Source organism: Lysobacter sp. F60174L2, from assembly GCF_052547135.1.
On sequence record NZ_JBQWRA010000001.1, the window covers coordinates 325,363 to 346,875 of the forward strand.

A 21,513-nucleotide genomic window follows, 5' to 3' on the forward strand; every position below is an offset into this window, starting at 1 on the left:
GTCGCGCATGCACGACAAATCGACCAGCGTCGCGGTGCTCGGGGCTGGTTCCTGGGGCACCGCGCTGGCCGCGTTGATCGCCCGCCACGGCCACCGCACGGTGCTGTGGGGGCGGGACGCGGCCTGCGTGGCGACGATCGACCGCGGCCACCAGAACCCGCGCTACCTGCCCGACATCGCCCTGCCCGACACCCTGCGCGCGACCACCGACCTGGCCGCCGCGCTCGACGGTGCCGAGCTGGTGCTGGTGGTGGTGCCCTCGCACGCATTCGCCGACACCCTGCGAGCGCTGGCGCCGCACCGGCCCGCCGCGGCCGGCGTGGCGTGGGCGAGCAAGGGCTTCGAACCCGGCAGCGGACGCTTCCTGCACGAGGTCGCCGCCGAGGTCCTGGGTCCGGACGTGCCGCTGGCGGTGGTCACCGGCCCGTCGTTCGCCAAGGAGGTCGCGCTCGGCCTGCCGACCGCATTGACCGTGCATTCGGCGACCGCCGATTTCGCGCAGTCGGTCGCCGAAGTGCTGCACGGGCCCAACTTCCGTGCCTACACCGGTGACGACATGCTCGGCGCCGAACTCGGCGGCGCGATGAAGAACGTGCTGGCGGTGGCGACCGGCGTCGCCGACGGCATGCAACTCGGGCTCAACGCGCGTGCCGGGCTGATCACCCGTGGGCTCAACGAAATGCTGCGGCTCAACCGCGCGCTCGGTGGCCAGCCGGAGACCCTGATGGGCCTGGCCGGCCTCGGCGACCTGGTGCTGACCTGCACCGGCGACCTCTCGCGCAACCGCCGGCTCGGCCTCGCGCTGGGACGCGGGCAGGGCATCGAGGAAGCGGTGCGCGAGATCGGCCAGGTGGTCGAGTCGGTGCAGACCGCCGACGAGGTCATGCGGCTGGCCCGCCGCCACGACGTCGAACTGCCGATCGCCGAAGCGGTGCACGCCGTGCTGCACGGCGAGATCACCCCCGGCGAAGGCCTGCGCCAGTTGATGGCGCGCGAACAGAAGGCCGAGTATCCGAGCGCGTTGTTCGGCTGAGCGGGTTTGGCGGGGTCGTTGTCTTGCCCCGGCGACCTGCTCCTGTACTGCCGGTCCGGTCCGGTTCCGGTGTAGGAGCGACGTAAGTCGCGATCGCACGGCGATCCCGGGCGTCAGTGAAATCGCGACTTACGTCGCTCCTACATCGAAGCGGAGTTTTCGCGCCCGCCACAAAAAAGCCCGGTCGGAGCCGGGCTTTTTCGTTTCACCCAGCCACGATCAGAAGCTCGCGCGCACGCCGACCAGGTACTTGGTGGTATCGACATCCTCGAGCAACTCGCCGCTCTCGGCCTCGACGAACACGCCCCAGGTCGGATTGAACTTGACCTGCACGCCGACCAGGCCCGAGAACGAGCCGTCGAAATCGCCACCGTCGTTGTAGCTGGCCTTGGCCCAGCCCTCGACCCGGTCGGCCAGCAGGCCGCGCACGCCGACGCTGATGCGGCCGCCGTCGATCGACTCCGAACCGCTGACGCCCAGCACGTCGCTGACCTCGAACCCGTAGCGGACGTAGCCCAGCTCGGCGATGAAGTCGGCGCGCTCGCCGAGGTCGGAGCGCAGGCCCACGCCCAGCTGGCTCTCGTCGAGTTCGATGTCGTAGTCGTCGGCCTCGACGCGGGCGTAGCCGCCATGCAGGTAGACGTGCTCGGCCACGGCCGCCGAAGCGCGCAGCTGGAAGCCGTCGGCGGCCTCTTCGCCCTCGATGTCCATGCGGGTGTAGCCACCCTCGACGTAGGTGTAGTCCACGCCACCCGCGGCGGCGCCGAATGACGTGGCGGCCAGCGCGATGGCCAGTGCGATCTGCTTGTTCATGCGTTCCTGCTCCCTGTGGTTGTCATGCGATCCGCCGTGCGGGCGGCGGCGCACTTTAACGAAACACTTACGAATAAACAAACCGGGCGCACAAAAAAGCCCGGCCGGAGCCGGGCTTCGATCGCGACGATCAGGGGAGAGAGAAAAGTCGCGGTTACTGCACTTGCTACTGCTTAGAACGTGATGCGCGGGCCGATGAAGTACTGGGTGGCGCCGTCGACGAACTTGACGTCGCCGCTGATGCCCCACATCGGGTTGAACTTCACCTGCGCACCGACGCGGCCGTAGAAGTCGCCGTCGTAGTCGCTGCCGTCCTCGTAGCCGGCCAACGCGTAGCCTTCAAGGTTCTGCGTCAGCGCGCCACGCACGCCGGCCTCGACGCTGTAGCCGTCGAGCGAGCTGTCGAACTCGTCTTCCGAGCGCTCGTAGGCGACGCGGGTCAGCAGGTCGGCGTTCGGCGAGATCTCGTGGTTGTAGCCGATGCCCAGGCGCATCTGGTCGACGTCGACGCCGTCGAAGTTCACGCCGCCGACGTTGAAGTCGTCGGTCTTCTGCCCGGCGTAGCCGCCGAACACGTGGAAGTTGGGAGCGATGGCGCCGGAGCCGTTGATGGCCCAGCCGTCGGCATCGATGCCGCTGTCGGTCTCGGTGGCCATGTAGCCGCCTTCGACATAGTTGTAGGACACGCCATCGGCCGCGGACGCGGCGAACGGCAGGGCGGCGATCAGGGGAAGGGCGAGCAAGGACTTCTTCATAAGGTCTGGGCCTCTTTTATATGAAAGGTCCGGGCCACGCGTATCGGGGGATGGCGTGGCGATCCGGCCCCCGCAGTATCCCGGGGGCGCCCAAATCCGGCCTGAATTGTATAGTCGGGGATTGCGCAACTACACGTCCCATTCAGGGTCGGGATTTTCCGGGGGTGGCGCGCGCCCGCAGGCGTCGCCATGCAAACGTATGCAGCACCGGCCGGCCGCCGACCTGATTAGGCTGGGCGTTCTCACATGGACCATGCAATGAACGGCACGCCCGCCTCGCTGTTGACCATCTTCGGAGCCACCGGGGACCTCGCCCGGCGGATGCTGCTGCCCTCGCTGTACGGCCTGGAGGGCGATGGCCTGCTGCCGCCGGCGCTGCGGATCCTCGGTACCGCGCGCAGCGACCTGGACGTCGACGGATTCAAGGCGCTGGTCGCCGCTTCGATCGGGCAGTACGTGCCGGCCGCCGAACGCAACGACGCCACCCTGGCGCGGCTGCTGCAGCGCATCCACTACCAGGCGGCGTCGGTGGACGACGCGGCGTCGATGCAGGCGCTGTGCGACGTCATCGCGGGGTTGCGCGACGGCGACATCGTCTACCACCTCAGCACCGCGCCGCGCTGGTACGCGCCGATCTGCGACGCGCTCGGCGCGCACGGCCTCGGTGGCGCCGGCACCCGGGTGATGCTGGAGAAGCCGCTCGGCCACGACCTCGCCAGCGCGATCGGGATCAACGACGGCGTCGCCCGGGTGTTCGACGAGGAGCGCGTGTTCCGGGTCGACCACTACCTCGGCAAGGAGGGCGTGCAGAACCTGCTGGCGCTGCGCTTCGGCAATGCGCTGTTCGAGCCGCTGTGGAACGCGCGGCATGTCGAGCAGGTGCAGATCACGGTCGCCGAGACGGTCGGGGTCGAGGGTCGCGGCGACTATTACGACGGCTCCGGGGCGATGCGCGACATGCTGCAGAACCACCTGCTGCAGTTGCTGTGCCTGGTCGCGATCGAGCCACCGTCGCAGTTCGAGCCGACCGCGGTGCGCAACGAGAAGATCAAGGTGCTGCATTCGCTGCGCGCGATCGGTCGCGAGCAGGTGGCGGCCGACACCGTCATCGGCCAGTACGGGCCCGGCGCGGTCGATGGCGTCGCGGTGCCCGGCTACCGCGACGAACTGTCCGACAACGGCAGTGGCCGCCCGAGCACCACCGAGACCTACGTCGCCCTGCGCGCGCGGATCGACAACTGGCGCTGGAAGGGCGTGCCGTTCTACCTGCGCACCGGCAAACGCATGCCGCAGCGCTGCACCGAGATCTACCTGCAGTTCCGCAGCGTGCCGCACTCGATCTTCGACCACGGCGCCACCGCGCTGCAGCCCAATGCGTTGCTGATCCGGTTGCAGCCGGAGGAGCGCATCGAGCTGCGTTTGATGAGCAAGACCCCGGGACTCGACCGCGCGGGGCTGCAGCTGTCGCAGGTCGCGCTCGACCTCGACATGCAGGAGGAGTTCGGCGCGCACCGGCGCCGGCTGTCGTACGAACGCCTGTACCTCGACGCGATCGAGGGCAACGGCACCCTGTTCGTGCGCCGCGATGAGACCGAGGCCGCGTGGCAGTGGGTCGACGCGATCCACGATGGCTGGCGCCACGCCGGCATGGTGCCCAAGACCTATCCGGCCGGCACCTGGGGGCCGGGCGGCGCGATCACCCTGACCGACCGCCACGGCCACGCATGGCGCGAATGACGATGCCGGGGAAGACGCGCTGATGGCCTTCGTCGAACACGAATACACCGATGCCGACGCGCTGGCCGCGAGCCTTGCGCAACAGCTGCGGGCGACCTGCGCCAATGCCCTCGCCGCGCGCGGGCAGGCCTGGCTCGCGCTGGGAGGCGGGGGCACGCCGTTGCCGCTGTACCGGCGGCTGGCCACGGGCGAGCTGCCGTGGTCGCAGGTGACGCTGGTGCCGACCGACGAGCGCTGCGTGCCGCACGACCACCCGGCCTGCAACCTCGCGGCGATCGGCAATGCGTTCGCCTCGGCCGAGGGCGTGGAGCTGCTCGCGTTGACCACTGCCGATGGCGATCCGGAGCGTTCCGTAACCCACGCGCGTGCAACGCTGGCACGCCACCCCGCGCCGTTCGACGCCGTGGTGCTGGGGATGGGCGCCGACGCGCACACCGCGTCGCTGTTTCCGGGCGTGCCCGGGCTGGCCGAAGCACTGGATCCGGCGTCGCCGGTCGAGGCCTGCCGGATCGACCCGCAGCCGCTGCCGCCCGAGGCACCCTATCCGCGGATCACCCTGACCGCCGCGCGCCTGCTGCGCGCACGTTCGCTGCATCTGGTCATCACCGGCGGGAACAAGCGCGCGGTGTTGCGTCGCGCCGCCGCATCGCACGATTTGCTGCAACATCCGATCGCCGCCTTCCTGCACGCCGCGACCGCGCAGTTGCACGTACATTGGAGCCCGTGATGAGCCTGCACCCCGCCATTGCCCGCGTCACCGAACGCATCACCGAGCGCAGTCGCGGCCCGCGCGCCGATTACCTGCGACGGATGGACGCGGCGCGCGCCGCCGGACCCGCGCGCATGCAGCTGGCCTGCGGCAACCTCGCGCACGGCTTCGCGGCCTCCGGCAACGACAAGCCGACCCTGCGCGACGGCCACGCCGGCAACATCGGCATCGTCACCGCCTACAACGACATGCTCTCCGCGCACCAGCCGCTGGAGCCGTACCCGAGCCTGATCCGCGCCGCCGCGCGCGCGGCCGGCGGCACCGCGCAGGTCGCCGGCGGCGTGCCGGCGATGTGCGACGGCGTCACCCAGGGTCGCGACGGCATGGAGCTGTCGCTGTTCTCGCGCGACACCATCGCGCTGGCGACCGCGGTCGCGCTGTCGCACGACATGTTCGACGCCGCGCTGCTGATGGGCGTGTGCGACAAGATCGTGCCCGGCCTGCTGATCGGCGCGTTGAGCTTCGGCCACCTGCCGGTGATCTTCGTGCCGGCCGGGCCGATGACCTCGGGCCTGCCGAACAAGGAGAAGGCCGCGGTGCGCCAGCGCTTCGCCGAGGGCAAGGCCAGCCGCGCCGAACTCCTGGACGCCGAGTCGCGCAGCTACCACGGCCCCGGCACCTGCACGTTCTACGGCACCGCCAACTCCAACCAGATGCTGATGGAGGTGATGGGCCTGCACATGCCCGGCACCGCCTTCGTCAATCCGGGCACGCCGCTGCGCGACGCGCTGACGGTGGCGGCGACCGAGCAGGCGCTGCGCATCACCGCGCTGGGCAGCGAGTACATTCCGCTCGCGCACACGGTCGACGAGAAGGCGCTGGTCAACGCGATGGTCGGCCTGGCCGCGACCGGTGGCTCGACCAACCACGCGATCCACCTGGTCGCGGTCGCGCGCGCGGCCGGCGTGCTGATCGACTGGGACGACCTCGACGAGCTGTCGAAGGCGACCCCGCTGCTGACCCGCATCTACCCCAACGGCAGCGCCGACGTGAACCATTTCCACGCCGCCGGCGGCATGGGCTTCGCGATCCGCGAACTGCTCGACGCCGGCCTGCTGCATCCCGACATCCGCTGCGTGCACGGCGGCGACCTGCGCCAGCAGGCGATGGAGCCGTACCTGGACGACCTGACGCTGCGCTGGCGCGACCCGCCGACCGCCTCGCTCGACCCCGACGTGCTGCGCGGCGCCACGTTGCCGTTCGACAGCGAAGGCGGCCTGCGCCGGCTGGCCGGCAACCTCGGCCGCGCGATCGTCAAGATCTCCGCGGTCGCGCCCGAGCACCGCGCGATCACCGCGCCGGCGCGGGTGTTCGAATCGCAGGACGCGGTCATCGACGCGTTCCAGGCCGGCCAGCTCAAGGGCGATCTCGTCGTCGTCCTGCGCGGCCAGGGCCCCCGCGCCAACGGCATGCCCGAGTTGCACAAGCTGACCCCGACCCTGGGCGTGATGCAGGACCGCGGCCAGAAAGTCGCGCTGCTGACCGACGGCCGCATGTCCGGCGCGTCCGGCAAGGTGCTGGCGGCGATCCACGTGACCCCGGAAGCGGCCGACGCCGGTGTGATCGCACGCGTGCGCGACGGCGACCTGGTCCACCTCGACGCCGAAGCCGGCGTGATGGAGTTGCGGATCGACGCGGCGGAACTGCAGGCGCGTCCGCTGTCGAACGCGTTGCGACCGGACAGCCAGGTCGGCCTCGGCCGCGAGCTGTTCGGCCTGATGCGCGCCAATGCCGGCACCGCAGAGCAGGGCGCCTGCAGCCTGTTCGCGGGCCTGCCCGGCGGTGTCGCGGCCACGCACGCCGACGCGGCGGCCGGAACCGGTGGCGCCGAACCGCTGCCGCACCAGCCCGGCATCCACCCGCTGCCCGGCGCGGAGGTCGATGCATGAGTGCGGCCGAGCTTGAACTGATCGCCGACATCGGCGGCACCAACGCACGCTTCGCCCTGACCGACCCAACCGCGACGACCCCACAGCTGCTGCAGTCGCAATCGCTGGAGAACGCCGACTTCGCCAGCCTGCAGCATGCCGCCGAGCACTACCTGCAATCGGTCGGCGTGCAGCCGCGTCGCGCCGCCATCGCGCTGGCCTGCCCGGTCAACACCGACGATATCCGCCTGACCAACCGCGCGTGGTCGTTCAGTCGCAACGAGCTGCGCCAGTCGCTCGGCCTCGACGAACTGCTGCTGCTGAACGACTTCGGCGCGGTGGCGTGGTCGGTGCCGGCGCTGCAGGCCGACGACCGCATCGCGCTGTACGGGCCGGAGCAGTCCGGGCTGCATGGCCCGGTCAGCGTGCTCGGCCCCGGCACCGGCTTCGGCGTCGGCCTGCTGGTCGCCACCGGTGACCACGGCTGGCACGCGGTCGAGACCGAGGGTGGCCACGTCAGCTTCGCCCCGCTCGGCGACGAGGAGCAGGCGATCGCGCGCTGGTTGAACGCGCGCCACGGCCGCGTCTCCTACGAACGCCTGCTGTCGGGCAGCGGCCTGGCCTGCATCGACGCCGTGCTGCGCGGCACGGTCGACGCCACCGGCGGCGTGAGCGACCTGCGCGACCCCGCCGCGGTGGTCGCCGCCGCACTTGACGGTCACGATGCGTTCGCACGACGCGCACTCGCGCGGTTCTGCGGGATCCTCGGCAGCGTCGCCGGTGATGTCGCGCTGATCCACGGCGCGCGCACGGTGATGATCGCCGGCGGCATCATCCCGCGCTTCGTGCCGTTCCTGCGCAGCAGCGCGTTCCGCGAGCGGTTCCTGTCCAAGGGCCGCTTCGCCGCCTACCTGGAATCGGTCTCGGTCCAGGTCGTCACCCATCCCAACCCCGGACTGCTCGGCGCGGCCGTCGCGTTGCGCCGGGGCAGCAAGGCGGGAGTCGCCCATGAATAGCCCGGCCGTGCCGGACGTCACCGCCGTCGACCGCATCGACGCACTCCTGAGCCGTGCGCCGGTGCTGCCGGTGCTGGCGATCGACCACCTCGACGACGCCGTGCCGCTCGCGCGCGCGCTGGTCGAAGGGGGACTGCCGGTGCTCGAAGTCACCCTGCGCACCGACGCCGCGCTGGCCGCGATCCGCCGCATCGCCGACGAAGTACCCGACGCGATCGTCGGCGCCGGCACCGTCCTGACCGCGGCCGACCTCGACGCGGTGGTCGCCGCCGGCGCCGCATTCGCGATCTCGCCCGGCGCCACCGACGCGCTGTACATCGCCGCCCGCGGCATTACGATTCCGTGGATCCCCGCCATCGCCACCGCCAGCGAACTGATGCGCGGCCTCGAACACGGCCATCGCCGCTTCAAGTTCTTTCCGGCCGAAGCCGCCGGTGGCATCGCCGCCTTGAAATCGTTCGCCGGCCCCTTCCCGCAAGCGAAGTTCTGTCCCACCGGCGGCATCGACGTGACCTCCGCCCCGCGTTACCGCGCATTGGCCAACGTGGTTACCGTCGGCGGCTCCTGGATGGTGCCGAAGGATGCACTGGCGTCCCGCGACTGGGACCGCATCCGCACCCTCGCGCAAGCCGCCGCAAAGAAGGAAATGTAGGAGCGACGTAAGTCGCGATTTCCATACCACCCGGGATCGCCGTGAAATCGCGACTTACGTCGCTCCTACAACGAAGGGAAGCCGAGCAACGAGGAAGTCCGCGGCGCGGACCGGCATCAGGCCGCCTCGACGCCCTTCATCGCGCGCGTCCCCCGCCCCTCCAGCACCCGGCTCAGCCCCCACGTCACCAGCACCGTCGCCACCAGCGTGATGAACATCAGGTGGATGTAGTGCAGCGGCGTCCAAGCGAACGTGAACACCGCATACAACACCACGCCGAACACCAGCCCGATCCGCACCGCGCGCGAATCGATGCGCTTGAACACCACCGCCACCACGAACGCCGCCAGCACCGGCATCGAATAGAGCCCGTTGAGCTGCTGCAGCGTCGCGATGATGCTCTGCGCATGCTGGTACAGCGGCACCATCGCCACCGACACCACGGTGAACACCACCGCCACCCACTGCCCGATCCGCTTCACATCCGCGTCCGGATCGACCTTGGCCAGGTGGATGTCGCAGGTGTACAACGCCGACGCCGAGTTCAGACACGAATTGAAGCTCGACAGCACCGCACCCGTTATCACCGCCGCGAACGCACCCGACAGCCACGGCGGCAACACGTCGCCGACCAGCCGCCCGTAGGCCACGTCGCCGACATCGCCGTACAGCTTGTAGGCGATCACCCCCGGCACGATCACCACCAGAGGCGTCAGCAGCTTGAACGCCGCCGCCGCGTAGATGCCCTTCTGCGCCTCGCGGATCGACTTGGCCGCCATCGCGCGCTGGGCGATCACCATGTTGGTGCCCCAGTAGAAGATGTGGATGAACACCATCCCGGTCAGCAGCGTGTGCCACGGGATGTCGGAGTCGCCGTCGCCGACCAGGGTCCAGCGCTCGGCCGGGATGCCCGACAGGTCCCAGTCGATCGCGGCCATCGCGAACAGCGTCACCGCCACGCCCATCACCAGCAGGCCGAGGCCGTTGTAGGTGTCGGAAATCGCGATCGCGCGCAGCCCGCCGAACGCCGCATAGGCCAGCCCGCCGAGCGCGAACAGCGCGGCGATCAGCAGCACCGGCATCTGCAGCCCGAACATCGATTTCATGAACACCGCGCCGGTGTACAGCACCACCGGCAGCAGGATGAACATGTAGCCGAGCAGGAACAGCACCGACACCACCCGCCGCAACGCCGGGTCGCCCAAGCGCTTCTCCAGCAGCTCGGTGGTCGTGGTGCAGTTGTGCTTGTAGTACATCGGCACCAGCACGTGCGCGAGCACCAGCAGGCCGGCGGCGGCGCCGAATTCCCACCACGCCACCAGCATCATCTGCGCGCCGTTCATGCCGACGATCTGCTCGGCGCTGATGTTGGTCAGCAGCAGCGAGCCGGCGATGAACGGCCACGCCAGGGTGCCGCCAGCGAGGAAGTAGTCGCGCGACGCATTGGCGCTGCGCACCTCGCGGCGGCAGCGCCACCAGGTCAGCAGCGCGACCAGCGCGGTCAATGCGACGAATACCGAAACCTGCAGAGCATTCGAGTCCAACGTCCGGTCTCCCCTCCGGCGAGTGATCGCGCCACGCTATCCCGGAGCCGCAGTGCAACATGGCCGCCGCCCGGTTGAATACGTATACAGCGTCCGGAATGTAGGAGCGACGTAAGTCGCGACCGCACGCGATCCCGGGCGGCGAGGAAATCGCGACTTACGTCGCTCCTACAAGGAAACCATCATCGACCACCCAAAAAAAAACCCCCCGCCGGCGCGAGCCGACAGGGGGCGGGGTATCCAACCACGGGGGTCCGACGGTCAGAACTTGTAGCTGGCGCCCAGCAAGACCTGGCGGCCGTACTCGTTGTACATCTGCGGCAGGTTGCCGGAGGTGGGGTAGTACTCGCGGTACGGCTCGTTGGTGATGTTGTTGACCTGCAGCAGCAGCGACAGGCCCTGCAGTTGCGTGCCGTCGGCGAACGAGTAACCGACCTGGAAGTCGACGATGTCCTCGCTGTCGATGTAGCGCTTCTGGCGGTCGCCGCCGAAGCCCTGCACCTCGCCGAGGAACGGCGAACGGTGGCGCTGGCTGACCCGGGTCGAGAAGCCGCTCTTCTCGTAGTACAGGGTGATGTTGGAGACCTCCTCCGACAGGCCCGGCAGCGGCTCGTTGCCACCGCCCGGACCGAGCGGCTCGATCGCGCTCTTGGTCTTGGAGTAGCTGGTGATCAGCCCGAAACCGTCGAGCGGCTGCCACAGCAGGTCCAGCGGCACCGACAGCGCGGTCTCGAAACCGTACAGGCTGCCGCCCTCGCCGTTCTCCGGGGTGGTGAATTCGCCGATCGGCGAGGCCGGGTCGAACTCGCGCGGGTCGTAGCCGGTGAAGTCGTAGGCCACGGTCTGGTTGTAGATGTACGACTGCAGGTCCTTGTGGAAGCCGGCCAGCGAGAAGTAGCCGCGGCCGCCGAAGTACTTCTCGTACGACAGGTCCAGCGCGGTCGCGCGCCACGGCTGCAACTCGGGGTTGCCGCCGCTGCCGGTCCACTCGCCGCCCGGCACCCGGTCGGTGCGGACGCTGACGTTCTGGTTGGCGCGCAGGTCGTCCATGCGCGGCCGCGCCATCTGCTGGCCGAGGCCGAAGCGCAGTTTCTGGTCGTGCGGCATCGCCAGCGCGAGGTTGAGGCTCGGCAGGATGTCGGTGTACTCGTCGCCGCCTTCCAGCGCGATCGGCGTGGCCGCATCGCCGAACGGCACGATGTAGCCGTCCGAGGCCTGGTCGGTACGCACCACCTGCACGCCGACGTTGCCGCTCAGCCAGAACCCGTCGTCCAGGTCGGCGTCGATGTTCATCTGCACGTAGCCGGTGGTGATCTTTTCGTTTACCACCCAGTTCTTGTTGGCAATGTCCTGGTGGACGTGCTGCTCGATGTCGTACAGGCCGAGCACGCGGTCGATGTCGTAACCGACCATGCCGGGGATGCCGGTGAAGCCCAGGTCGGCGTTGCCGGTCAGCATGTCGGTCGGGATCGCCATCTCCAGCGCGCCGCCGGGCAGCCGCAGGAAGCCTTCGAAGCCGCTCTTGCGCAGCTTCTCGCGGTCGGCGTGGTTGATGCCGAACTCGACGCTGCTGAAGATGCCCGACGCGAAGTTGCGGGTCGCGCCCAGGCGCAGCGAGGTCAGCTCGTCCTCGACCCCGGGGTACTTGATGAAGCCGTTCTGGCCCCAGTTGGCCGGGTCGGTGAGGACCAGGTTGGATGCGTCGCCGTAATCCTCGCCGTAGCTGAATTGAGGCAGGCCGGTGCTGCGGTCGATCACGAAGTCGACGGTGTCGGTGCGGGGGCCCGTGTGGTGGCCGAGACCGGCATAGGTCTCCAGCAGCATCTCCGAGCGCTCGGCCTTGGAGTAGCTGATGTCGGCGATGGCCGACCAGTCGGCGCCGAAGTTGAACTCGTTGCGCCAGCCGGCGGCGAAGATTTCGTCGTCCTGGGTGTTCTTGTCGTTGCGGATCACCGGGCGCACGCCCGAGAAAGTGCCCGACATCACCGAGCCGTCGACGATCACCGCGTTGCTGAGGCTGGTGCCGGCGCCCCAGGCCAGGCCGGTCTCCATGAAGCGCAGCGTCTCGGACTTGTCGAAGGTGGAGTAGTACGCATCCACCACCGAGGAGTAGGTGTCATTGGGCTTGTACTCGACCACCGCCATCAGGCCGTCGCGGACGTTCTCGACCGACGAAGCCTGCGACTTGCTGCCGCCGATCAGGAAGCTGCCGGGCGCGCCGCCGTTGTCGGTCGGATAGCCCCACGATTCCCAGCGCTCGGCTTGGCCGGGCGAATCCATCCGCGCGTAGCCGATCGCCACACCGATGGTGTTGTCGGCGAACTGGTCGATGTACGACCCGCTGACGCGGTAGCCGTTGGCGTCGTAGCCATCGTTGAGCTCGCCCAGCGAGTTGCGCTCGCCGCGCACGTTGAGCGAGATCACCCGGTCCGGGAACGCCAGCGGGCGCACCGTCTGCAGGTCGACCGTGCCCGACAGGCCCTGGCCGACCAGCGACGCGTCGGGCGTCTTGTAGACGGTGACCGCGCTGATCAACTCGGACGGGTACTGGTCGAACTCGACGCCGCGGTTGTGGCCGACGCTGACCTGCTCGCGGCCGTTGAGCAGGGTGGTGCCGAAGTTTTCGGCCAGCCCGCGGATGCTGATGGTCGACGCGCGGCCGGCGACGCGCTGCGCGGTCAGGCCGGGCAGGCGCGCGATCGACTCGGCGATCGACAGGTCGGGCAACTTGCCGATGTCCTCGGCGGAGATCGACTCGACGATCGAGCTGGAGGTGCGCTTGGTCTCGATCGCGTTCTCGATGCCGGCGCGGATGCCGGTGACGGTGACGCGGTCCAGGTTGGTCGCGGCCGCCTCGGCATCCGCGGCCTGCGCGCGGGCCCGGGCCGCCTGCGTCTCGGCTTCAGCTGCCTGCTTGCGCGCTTCGGCGGCCTGCACTTCGGCGGTCTGCGCCCGGGTGGCCGCCTCTGCAGCATTGGTCGGGTCGATGGACTGCGCGTGGGCGCCGGCCGCGACCATCAGGGTCGCCGAGGCCAGTGCCACGCTCAACAGGTTGCGCTTCAATTTCAACATCTCCCCCTCCGGTACTCGGGTTGCTGCGATGGGTTTTGCGGCCTGGAACGAAGGCCGTCCCGTAGCGCAGATCGATGGTAGTCGCAGCACTCCCTGCACAAATTGGCCTGCAAACGTATTCATGGCGGGCCGCGGGCGCGTCGCGAAAGCCGGTCACGACGCTGTGGAATAGTGAACCGGGGCCGCGTCGGTGCCGCCCGGCGGCGACGCGGCGTCATCCGCGCAGGAGAGTTCCATGCAGGCCAGCCAGGTTTCGTTCCCGTTGCGCCGCGGTGCGCTCGCCCTCGCGCTGGCGCTGGTCGCCGCGACCGCGGGCGTCGTCGCGCAGGCCGCCCCGACGGAGCCCGGCAAGCTGCACGTGCCGTCGCCGGACTGGCGCGATCAGGTCATCTACTTCGCGATGATCGACCGTTTCGACGACGCGCAACCCGGCAACAACGACCAGGGCGTCGACGAGTACGACCCGACGGACCCGTCGCATTACAGCGGCGGCGACATCCCGGGCATCACCCGGCGGCTCGACTATATAAAGAGTCTCGGCGCGACCGCGGTCTGGATCACCCCGCCGGTCGCCAACCAGTGGTGGAACCCGGGCGGCAGCTACAGCGGTTACCACGGCTACTGGGCGTCGGACTTCGGCGCGGTCGATGCGCACTACGGCACGCTGGCCGACTACCAGGCGCTGTCGCGCGCGTTGCACGGCCGCGGCATGTACCTGGTGCAGGACGTGGTGGTGAACCACGTCGCCGATTACCTCGACTGCAAGCCCGGCGACGACGGCGCGCTCGACCCGGCGCGCGACTGCAGCGTCCGCGCCGACGCGCGCGGACGCACCGCGCCGCTGCAACCGCCGTTCGACCGCAACGACGCGCGCGACCCGGAACAGCGCGCCGGGGCGATCTACCACTGGACGCCGGAGATCACCGACTTTACCGAGCGCCGGCAGGAACTCGACTTCGTACTCGCCGGCCTCGACGACCTCGACACCGAAAACCCGGACGTGCGCGACGCCCTGCGCGCGGCCTACGGCCACTGGATCCGCGAGGTCGGCGTCGACGCCTTCCGGGTCGACACCGCGTTCCACGTGCCGGCCGATTTCTTCCCCGACTTCCTGCACAGCGACGACGCCGACGCACCCGGCATGGCGCGCGTCGCCGCGGCGACCGGCCGCGACGACTTCCTGTCGTTCGGCGAAGGTTTCGGCAGCGACAAGCCGTTCGACGACACCCAGGCGCGCAAGCTCGACAGCTACATGCGCGTGCCCGGCGGGCTGCCGTCGATGATCAACTTCCCGTTGTACGGCAGCCTCGGCGACGTGTTCGCGCGCGGCCGGCCGACCGCCGAGCTGCGCCACCGCATCGAGTCGATGCTGGCGCTGCACGCCGACCCGCACCGCATGCCGAGCTTCATCGACAACCACGACGTCGACCGCTTCCTCGCCGGCAGCGACAGCGCCGGACTCAAGCAGGCCTTGCTGGCGATGCTGACCCTGCCCGGCATCCCGGTGATCTACTACGGCACCGAACAGGGCTTCAGCGAACGCCGTGCATCGATGTTCGCCGGCGGCGTCGGCAGCGGTGGCCGCGACCACTTCGACACCGAAGCGCCGCTGTACCGCTACCTGCAACGCGCGATCGCCCTGCGCCGCGAGCACAGGCTATTCTCGCGCGGCACCCCGACCGTGCTTGCCGACGATTCGGCCGGCGCCGGTGCGATCGCGTGGCGCACCGACCATGAGGGCGATGCCGCCGTGGTCGTGCTCAACAGCGCCGAGCACCCGGCGTTACTCAGCCACCTCGACACCGGGTTGCCGGCGGGAACCCTGCTGCGAGGACTGTTCGGCATCGACGGTGCGCCGGAAGACCTCGTTGTTGGCGCCGACGACGAAGTGACGCTGGTGCTGCCGCCGCGCAGCGGGCAGGTGTGGCGGGTGGAGTGGGGCGGCGTGGCGTCCTCGCCGGCATCAGTGCCCACCCCGGCCGTGCTGCCGGGATCGCCCTCGACGTCGACCACCGCAACCGCGTCGTCCGCGTTGACCATTGCTCCCCTGCAGACACAAGAATCCAGTGATGCACCAACGCTTACCGGTAACCTCCAACTCAGCGGCACCGCTCGCCCGGGCCAAACCTTCCAGCTCGTCGTCGACGGCAACCTCGCCGCCGCCACCGACGTGCGCGCCGACGCCGATGGCCGCTGGCACGCCACCGTCCGCACCGACGGCATGACCGACCCCGCGATAGAACACCGCGTCGTCGCCTTCGATCCCGTCACCACCCACACCAGCGCCGCCCGCCCGTTCCGAGTCACCCTCGACTGGCAACTGCGTGTCGACCAGCCCGACCCCCGTGGCGACGACACCGGCCCGACCGGCAACTACAGCTACCCGCTCGACCTCGGCTGGCGAGACCTGCACCCGGCCGACATCGAGCGCGTGCGCGTCTGGACCGCCGGCGGCGCGCTGCGGTTCGAACTCACGATGCGCAACGTCACCGCGCCATGGAACCCGGCCAACGGCTTCGACCATGTCGCCTTCACCGCCTACCTGCAGCTTCCCGGCCGCGCCGGCGGCGCGCGCGCGATGCCGCAGCAGCATGCCGACCTGCCCGGCGACATGCGCTGGAACTACCGCCTGCGCGCCCACGGCTGGTCGAACGCCCTGTTCGGTTCCGAGGGCGCCAGCGCCACCGACGAAGGCACCCCGGTCACGCCGGGCGCCGCGATCGACGTCGACGCCACTGCGCGCACCGTCACCTTCACCCTCCCGGCGACCGCGCTGGGCAACCCCGACTCACTTGCCGGCGCGAAGTTGCACGTCACCACCTGGGACTACGACAGCGGATACCGCCTGCTCGCGCCCGAGGCGGGGCCAGCGACATTCGGCGGCGGCGAAACCGAAGAGCCGCGGGTGATGGATGCCGCTACGGTGGTTCTGCAGTACTAAACATCAAAACAGGGGGCCGTGGTCGGAAGTTATCCTCCGGCATCGCAGTGATAACTGATCACTTCATTTACGCTGCATATCCCTCAGCCGCTCAAACGAGGCGTGCGGCAACTCAGCACGGCTGCGGTTGACGCGGTTGCCGCGACAAACGAGGATCGGATAACACCTCAATTCTGGGGTATACGTAGTGTTAGGCATTGGGGGATAGATCAGCGCACATGACACTTCCAACCCTGAGCGTCCCTACCGTTGTCTGGTCCGGCATCGTTGCCGCGGCCATTTCACTTGCGGGCGTTGTACTTTCAAACTGGAGCACGGCTAGGCGGCTGCGGATGCAGCTCGAGCATGACGCAGGTGAAAAGCTAAAGGATCGCCTTGGCACGCTGCGAAAGGAGATTTACCTCCAGCTTTACAGCGACATCTCCGCCTTACAAGGCCACCTAGGGGCGCTTTCGGCCAAGGATCCGACGTCACCCGAATTTGCGGCGCCAGTGCAAGTTGTGAACGCACAACTGGCCAAGGTTCAACTAGTGGGCGGCACTGAGGTCATGGAGCACGCCGGAGAGTTGATGGCTCTCTTTACCGAGTCCTTGTTCAACCTGATGGTCGCGGCCAAGCCCCTCCATGAACTTCGGTCTGACATTTCCATAGCTGACCGTCTCTACAACCAGTATTTTCAAGAGGCGCAGCGCGTTAATAGCGAGATGACTGCACTCAACGAATCGGGTCACCCAGACCCCATGCGCATGGCCGCCCTACAACGCTCATTTGAAGGTTTTCGGGAGCAGTACACCAAGTTCAGTAATGAGCGAGACGAGGCGTGGGACAAGCACAACACTTCCCAAGGCGATTTCGTTAGCGCGGTTAAGAAGCAGATTGAGTACGTTGGTCCAACCCAGGCAAAGTTGATGGCTGCAATCAAGAACGAAATTGGCGTACCTACAGACGTAGCCAAGCTTCTTGATCGGCTAGAGGCCAATCAACAGCGAATGGAGAATGCGGTTAAAGCCGTCTTGGCTGAGTTCACGGCCGACAAGGCCTAACAGTTCATTCAAGCCGAAGCCGCTTCACGGCTCGGCTTAACTCAGGTGTTAGGCCTAATGAAACAAACCACGTGGCTAGTGTTAATTCCAGGCGCAATTTTAGCGAGCCTTGGCGTCGCTCTCATCGTGCTAATGAACGTGGGAAGTCCAATATGGACTTGCAGCTGCGACGACGCAGATCACTGGCAGTATGTCGGTCCAAATGGCGTTGCGGAGAGTGAATCGCATTTTGATGCAACTAGACACACTACTTCGTGCAAGCGTACGGATCGGGCAGCTAAGGTTATGGATCGGGTGTACGGATTAATTTTCGGGCCATCAGGCCTAAGCGACGCACTTGCTGACATGTACTGAAAACGTCACATCAACGGGGCTCACGACCAGTTCGCGATACGCAATCGAGGATCTTCATGAAGTATCTAACTGGCTCCTGCCTGTGCGGGAGCGTGAAAATTCAAGTATCAGATAACTTCGGCTTTGTCGGCTACTGTCATTGCTCCGAATGTCGAAAATGGTCCGGTTCGGCATTTGCCACAGGCGCACTTGTGAGTCCTGAGGATTTTTCAATCGCTTCGGGTGAAGAATTTGTGTCCTACTACAGCAAGTCTGAAGAGACAGTTCTAGGCTTCTGTAGGAGCTGCGGATCAAGTTTATTTTCAAAGAAAGTCAAGCTCGGAAGATACATCGTCCGCCTTGGCATCCTCGATGATGCGCCGACCCAGCGACCTGACGTGCACATATTCGCAGCGTCAAAGGCACCCTGGTTTGAGATTACCGATCAACTCGACAAATTCGATACAGTGCCTTAGATGGTCCATTGCCACGGGCTGTGACGCGGCCAAACAATTCGTTCAACTGGGACTTGCTTCGTTCCACCAAGGCCATGGCAGAAAAGGCTTGCCATGACTTTGACTCCACTACGCAAGCCGGCTCAACTCAGGTACTAGCGCCCAACCGGTGTCTCTCGCACGCTTCTATGTCAACGTCCCAACCCGCGCAGCCATTTGCGCGTGGCTACTGGTGTGGCTACATCCGTCCATGGCGCAGCAGCCGCCTGCGCGCGAGGCACAAGCGGAACCGCCGGTGACGTTGGATCGGGTCGAGGCCCGGGAACACCACTGGCGGGATATCCGCGGCACCACCGACTACTGCGTCGACGCCCGCTTTCTGCGCGGGTGGAGCAAGGACGGGGAGGGGCTGTTGGTCGAGGTATCGCCGCTGCGGCATGCCGGGCACCGTTACTACCGGGTCGAGACCGTGGAAACCTGCTCCGATCTGGCCAGTGCACATTCCATCCGGTTGGTGTCCAGGAGCGGGGGAGCGGCGGTATGCGGGCATCCGGGTGACAAGGTGGTGTTACTGGACTACTCGTCGCAGGGCCTCTCCAGAATGGGAGTCTGGGCTACTCGTGCATTCGAGCGTGGCTGCGAGATCAACAAGGTCACTCCGGTTCCGCGCAAGTGAGCTCAGTATCTGGAATCCCTTCTAGTCTGCCCATCTTCCTTTCCGGGTGGCGTGGGTGTTGCATCTACGCTATTGGCTCGCGCGCGCCCACGATTCATTATGCGAAAGGTAGCGTCGGAGAATACGCTCGACCGACGGCGCACTGGCTCTCAATCTTATGGAGAAGACACCGCAATGCAGCGATCGCAGCAGTTCCTCGTGCTTTACTCGGGCGTCCTGACCGTAGCCTTCGCCGCCACTGCGCTGTTGGCCTTTGGGCCATGGAGGACCGGGGATTTTCGCGAACTCACGGTGGAACGACTCAACGTCGTCGAGCCGGACGGAACGCTCCGGATGGTCATATCGAACCATGACCTGATCCCGGGCATCATCGTTCGCAGCGAAGAACGCGCGCTCGACCGCAGCCAGGCGGGCATGCTGTTCTACAACGACGAGGGCTCCGAGGTCGGCGGCCTCATCTTCGGCGGGCATCGCAACGCCGAGGGCGAAGTCGTCGATTCGGGAGTAAGCCTGTCCTTCGACAAATACGAGTCCAACCAGATCGTGTCCCTCTATGGAGTCGACGACAGCAAGAACAAATTCGCCGGGCTGTCCGTTGCCGACAGCCCGAGTGGATCCGAGGTCAACCGCCGGATCTGGCTGGGACGCGGCGAGGACGGCATCGCGACACTTGCCCTGATGGACGCGGACGGCAACAAGCGTCTCCTGATGCAGGTCGAGCCTGACGGCCAGGCGAAGTTCAGCGTGCTGGATGCGGAGGGAAACGTTATCCAGAACGTCCTGCCCTCATCTGTTGCCGAGTGATGGTCAAGGTTGCGGTTTGACGCAGCGTTCGCTGCAGCAATTCTTCATTGCGGAGAAAATCGATGAATACACCAAAGTGGTTCAAGGTGGTTGCCGTGATCGCCCTGCTCTGGAACCTGCTCGGTTGCCTGGCGTTCGCCATGGACCTGCGCATGACGCCCGAGGATGTCGCCGCGCTTCCCGAGGCGCAGCAGGCACTGTATGCGGCGCGGCCGGGGTGGGCGGTGGTGGCAACCGCGGTTGCGGTGATCGGCGGCGCGCTTGGTTGCGTCGGGCTGCTGCTGGGCAGGAAGTGGGCGTTCGTGCTGCTGCTGTTGTCATTGGCCGGCATTCTCGCCCAGGACTACGGACTGTTCGTGCTCGCGGACGGTGCGAGCCTGGCTGGGCCCATGGCGGTAATCATGCAGGCCATCGTGCTTGCGGTCGGGATCGGGCTGGTCCTGCTCGGCCGCAAGGGTATTGCGCGCGGCTGGTTGGTATAGCCGGATCCCGCAACGGTCGATCGGGCCAGCGGTCCGCATCTGCTACGTGGCTTCAAGGAATTCCATGACAGACAACATCTCGTCCCCGACCGGCAAACTCCTGCGCAGCCGGCTGGTTCTCGGCCTCGACGCCGCCAGGAAAATCACCGCCGCGGCCGAAGCCGAAGCGGTGCGCAACAACTGGAACGTGTCGATCGCCATCGTCGACGAGTCTGGCCGCCTGCTCCATTTCATGCGGATGGACGACACCAGCAACGCCAGCGTCGACATCGCGATCGCCAAGGCCCGCCACGCCGCCAATTACCAGCGCGACACGGGCTTCCATCAGCAGCTGCTGCAGAAGGGCAACAACGTCGTGCTGTCCCTGCCGGAGAGCATGCCGCTCGAAGGCGGGGTCCGGCTGCTCAACGACGGCAAGGTGATCGGCGGCATCGGCGTTTCCGGCGTGCAGGCGAACGAGGATGGCCAGATCGCCCAGGCGGGCGCGGATTGGCTGGGCGGATGAAGGCCGGGCCGGCCACGATTCGTGACAAATGGTCGGCCGGCGAGTTCGGGAGAGTCGACACATGAAACGCGTAACGGGAATCGGCGGGATCTTCTTCAAGTCCCGGGATCCGGTAGCGCTCGGCACCTGGTACCGGGATCACCTTGGACTGGATGTGTCCGACTGGGGCGGTGCCATTTTCAACTGGGGCGGGCCCGGCAGCGAGGAAGGCATGACCATCTGGAGCGCGTTCAAGAGCGACACGACCTACCTGGAGCCGGGTACTGCCAGCTTCATGGTCAACTTCCGGGTCGCCGACCTGCAAGCGTTGCTCGGCGCGCTCCGGGCGGAAGGCTGCAACGTGGAAGAGCGCACGGAAGAGTCGGAGCAGGGCAAGTTCGGCTGGGTGATCGACCCCGAGGGCAACAAGGTCGAGCTCTGGGAACCGCCTGCTGGATAAGCGGGACTGCGAGGGGCGTCCTGTAGCAGGATTGCTTGGGGGGTGGGGCGATGAGTGTCAATGCAAGGATCGGATATTGTTTTCTGGCTTTGATTTTTCTTGTTGCCGTGATCGCCGGAAGGGACGGGTTAACCACTCTGGTTGCAGGAGCAAACAAGGATAAAGTTGCCGTCGGCACTCTTCGCGAGGGGTTCGATTCGTTACCCGTTTTTCCGGGGGCGGTAGCGGAGGGCGACGTCCGCAAATTCGACAAGGCCGTGTTAACCAGTTACTCGAGGAACATGTACGCGGAAGGTTCCATGGATCATGTCATTCGTTTCTATGAATCCGTCATGCCTCCGCTGGGTTGGGGGCGCTCCACGGTAAAGAAAGTAGACGGAGTCACCCGGTCAGCCAAGTTCTGCAAGTCGGGAGTGGCCTTGATCGTAGGGTTCGTGGGTGACGCGAGGAACGGCGTGATCTATGGAGTTCAGATGGTGTGGGATGGTGATGCAAACAGCAGTCTCCACTGTCCTCTTGCCCGGGAAAGTCCGGTGGCCGCCCTTCACCTATAGTCGCCCGACCGTTTGCTCCGCG

Annotated in this window: 19 protein-coding genes; 15 read left to right on the plus strand and 4 right to left on the minus strand. The window is 67.0% G+C overall.

Features of this window, described 5'->3' with window-relative positions; all coding sequences use genetic code 11:
• Positions 1 to 7: 7 nt before the first annotated feature.
• Positions 8 to 1,033 carry an NAD(P)H-dependent glycerol-3-phosphate dehydrogenase gene (locus ACT9AS_RS01465; RefSeq protein ID WP_445098344.1) on the plus strand — a complete coding sequence of 342 codons (1,026 nt, stop codon included), beginning with the start codon at positions 8 to 10 and terminating at the stop codon, positions 1,031 to 1,033.
• 219 nt (positions 1,034 to 1,252) lie between these two features.
• Here ACT9AS_RS01465 and ACT9AS_RS01470 read toward each other — a convergent pair whose 3' ends face one another.
• Together ACT9AS_RS01470 and ACT9AS_RS01475 are read right to left on the minus strand one after the other, a co-directional pair.
• Positions 1,253 to 1,846 (minus strand): hypothetical protein, encoded by a 594-nt coding sequence (locus ACT9AS_RS01470; RefSeq protein ID WP_445098345.1) that lies wholly within the window; start codon positions 1,844 to 1,846, stop codon positions 1,253 to 1,255.
• Positions 1,847 to 2,019: 173 nt separating this feature from the next.
• Positions 2,020 to 2,601, minus strand: a complete 582-nt coding sequence (locus ACT9AS_RS01475) for an Ax21 family protein (RefSeq protein WP_445098346.1) — start codon at positions 2,599 to 2,601, stop codon at positions 2,020 to 2,022.
• Between the two features lie 258 nt (positions 2,602 to 2,859).
• Between ACT9AS_RS01475 and zwf the strand changes: the two genes are divergently transcribed.
• The 5 genes from zwf to eda are packed head-to-tail and all read left to right on the plus strand — an operon-like array spanning position 2,860 to position 8,643.
• A complete protein-coding gene (gene zwf, locus ACT9AS_RS01480) occupies positions 2,860 to 4,338 on the plus strand; it encodes a glucose-6-phosphate dehydrogenase (RefSeq protein ID WP_445098347.1) in 1,479 nt (492 codons plus the stop codon).
• Between the two features lie 22 nt (positions 4,339 to 4,360).
• Positions 4,361 to 5,065 (plus strand): 6-phosphogluconolactonase, encoded by a 705-nt coding sequence (gene pgl / locus ACT9AS_RS01485; RefSeq protein WP_445098348.1) that lies wholly within the window; start codon positions 4,361 to 4,363, stop codon positions 5,063 to 5,065.
• Positions 5,065 to 6,996, plus strand: coding sequence for a phosphogluconate dehydratase (gene edd / locus ACT9AS_RS01490; protein WP_445098349.1), 1,932 nt, complete (start codon positions 5,065 to 5,067; stop codon positions 6,994 to 6,996). The genes pgl and edd overlap by 1 nt, the downstream gene beginning before the upstream one ends.
• On the plus strand, positions 6,993 to 7,991 hold the full coding sequence (gene glk, locus ACT9AS_RS01495) for a glucokinase (protein ID WP_445098350.1): 999 nt from the start codon (positions 6,993 to 6,995) through the stop codon (positions 7,989 to 7,991). The genes edd and glk overlap by 4 nt, the downstream gene beginning before the upstream one ends.
• Positions 7,984 to 8,643 (plus strand): bifunctional 4-hydroxy-2-oxoglutarate aldolase/2-dehydro-3-deoxy-phosphogluconate aldolase, encoded by a 660-nt coding sequence (eda, locus tag ACT9AS_RS01500; RefSeq protein WP_445098351.1) that lies wholly within the window; start codon positions 7,984 to 7,986, stop codon positions 8,641 to 8,643. Before glk ends, eda begins: the two co-directional genes overlap by 8 nt.
• A gap of 116 nt (positions 8,644 to 8,759) precedes the next feature.
• Here the strand turns inward: eda and ACT9AS_RS01505 are convergent, their stop codons facing one another.
• Together ACT9AS_RS01505 and ACT9AS_RS01510 are read right to left on the minus strand one after the other, a co-directional pair.
• A complete protein-coding gene (locus tag ACT9AS_RS01505; RefSeq protein ID WP_445098352.1) occupies positions 8,760 to 10,187 on the minus strand; it encodes a solute:sodium symporter family transporter in 1,428 nt (475 codons plus the stop codon).
• A gap of 261 nt (positions 10,188 to 10,448) precedes the next feature.
• Positions 10,449 to 13,259 (minus strand): TonB-dependent receptor, encoded by a 2,811-nt coding sequence (locus ACT9AS_RS01510; protein ID WP_445098353.1) that lies wholly within the window; start codon positions 13,257 to 13,259, stop codon positions 10,449 to 10,451.
• 235 nt (positions 13,260 to 13,494) lie between these two features.
• On the opposite strand from ACT9AS_RS01510, the gene ACT9AS_RS01515 reads away from it, so the two are divergent.
• The 9 genes from ACT9AS_RS01515 (at position 13,495) to ACT9AS_RS01555 (ending at position 21,491) form a co-directional block, all read left to right on the plus strand.
• On the plus strand, positions 13,495 to 16,200 hold the full coding sequence (locus tag ACT9AS_RS01515; RefSeq protein ID WP_445098354.1) for an alpha-amylase family glycosyl hydrolase: 2,706 nt from the start codon (positions 13,495 to 13,497) through the stop codon (positions 16,198 to 16,200).
• Positions 16,201 to 16,418: 218 nt separating this feature from the next.
• The gene (locus ACT9AS_RS01520) at positions 16,419 to 17,243 is read left to right on the plus strand and encodes a hypothetical protein (RefSeq protein WP_445098355.1); all 825 of its coding nucleotides are present in this window, start codon (positions 16,419 to 16,421) and stop codon (positions 17,241 to 17,243) included.
• Between the two features lie 410 nt (positions 17,244 to 17,653).
• Positions 17,654 to 18,052 (plus strand): GFA family protein, encoded by a 399-nt coding sequence (locus tag ACT9AS_RS01525; protein WP_445098356.1) that lies wholly within the window; start codon positions 17,654 to 17,656, stop codon positions 18,050 to 18,052.
• Positions 18,053 to 18,281: 229 nt separating this feature from the next.
• Entirely contained in the window at positions 18,282 to 18,707 is a 426-nt protein-coding gene (locus tag ACT9AS_RS01530) for a hypothetical protein (protein ID WP_445098357.1), read from the plus strand.
• Between the two features lie 174 nt (positions 18,708 to 18,881).
• Positions 18,882 to 19,511 carry a hypothetical protein gene (locus ACT9AS_RS01535; protein WP_445098358.1) on the plus strand — a complete coding sequence of 210 codons (630 nt, stop codon included), beginning with the start codon at positions 18,882 to 18,884 and terminating at the stop codon, positions 19,509 to 19,511.
• A gap of 62 nt (positions 19,512 to 19,573) precedes the next feature.
• Positions 19,574 to 19,993 carry a hypothetical protein gene (locus ACT9AS_RS01540; RefSeq protein WP_445098359.1) on the plus strand — a complete coding sequence of 140 codons (420 nt, stop codon included), beginning with the start codon at positions 19,574 to 19,576 and terminating at the stop codon, positions 19,991 to 19,993.
• Positions 19,994 to 20,057: 64 nt separating this feature from the next.
• Positions 20,058 to 20,498: a heme-binding protein gene (locus tag ACT9AS_RS01545; RefSeq protein WP_445098360.1), complete on the plus strand. Its 441-nt coding sequence runs from the start codon at positions 20,058 to 20,060 to the stop codon at positions 20,496 to 20,498.
• A gap of 61 nt (positions 20,499 to 20,559) precedes the next feature.
• On the plus strand, positions 20,560 to 20,937 hold the full coding sequence (locus tag ACT9AS_RS01550; RefSeq protein ID WP_445098361.1) for a VOC family protein: 378 nt from the start codon (positions 20,560 to 20,562) through the stop codon (positions 20,935 to 20,937).
• 50 nt (positions 20,938 to 20,987) lie between these two features.
• The gene (locus tag ACT9AS_RS01555) at positions 20,988 to 21,491 is read left to right on the plus strand and encodes a hypothetical protein (protein ID WP_445098362.1); all 504 of its coding nucleotides are present in this window, start codon (positions 20,988 to 20,990) and stop codon (positions 21,489 to 21,491) included.
• The last annotated feature ends 22 nt before the right edge of the window (positions 21,492 to 21,513 follow it).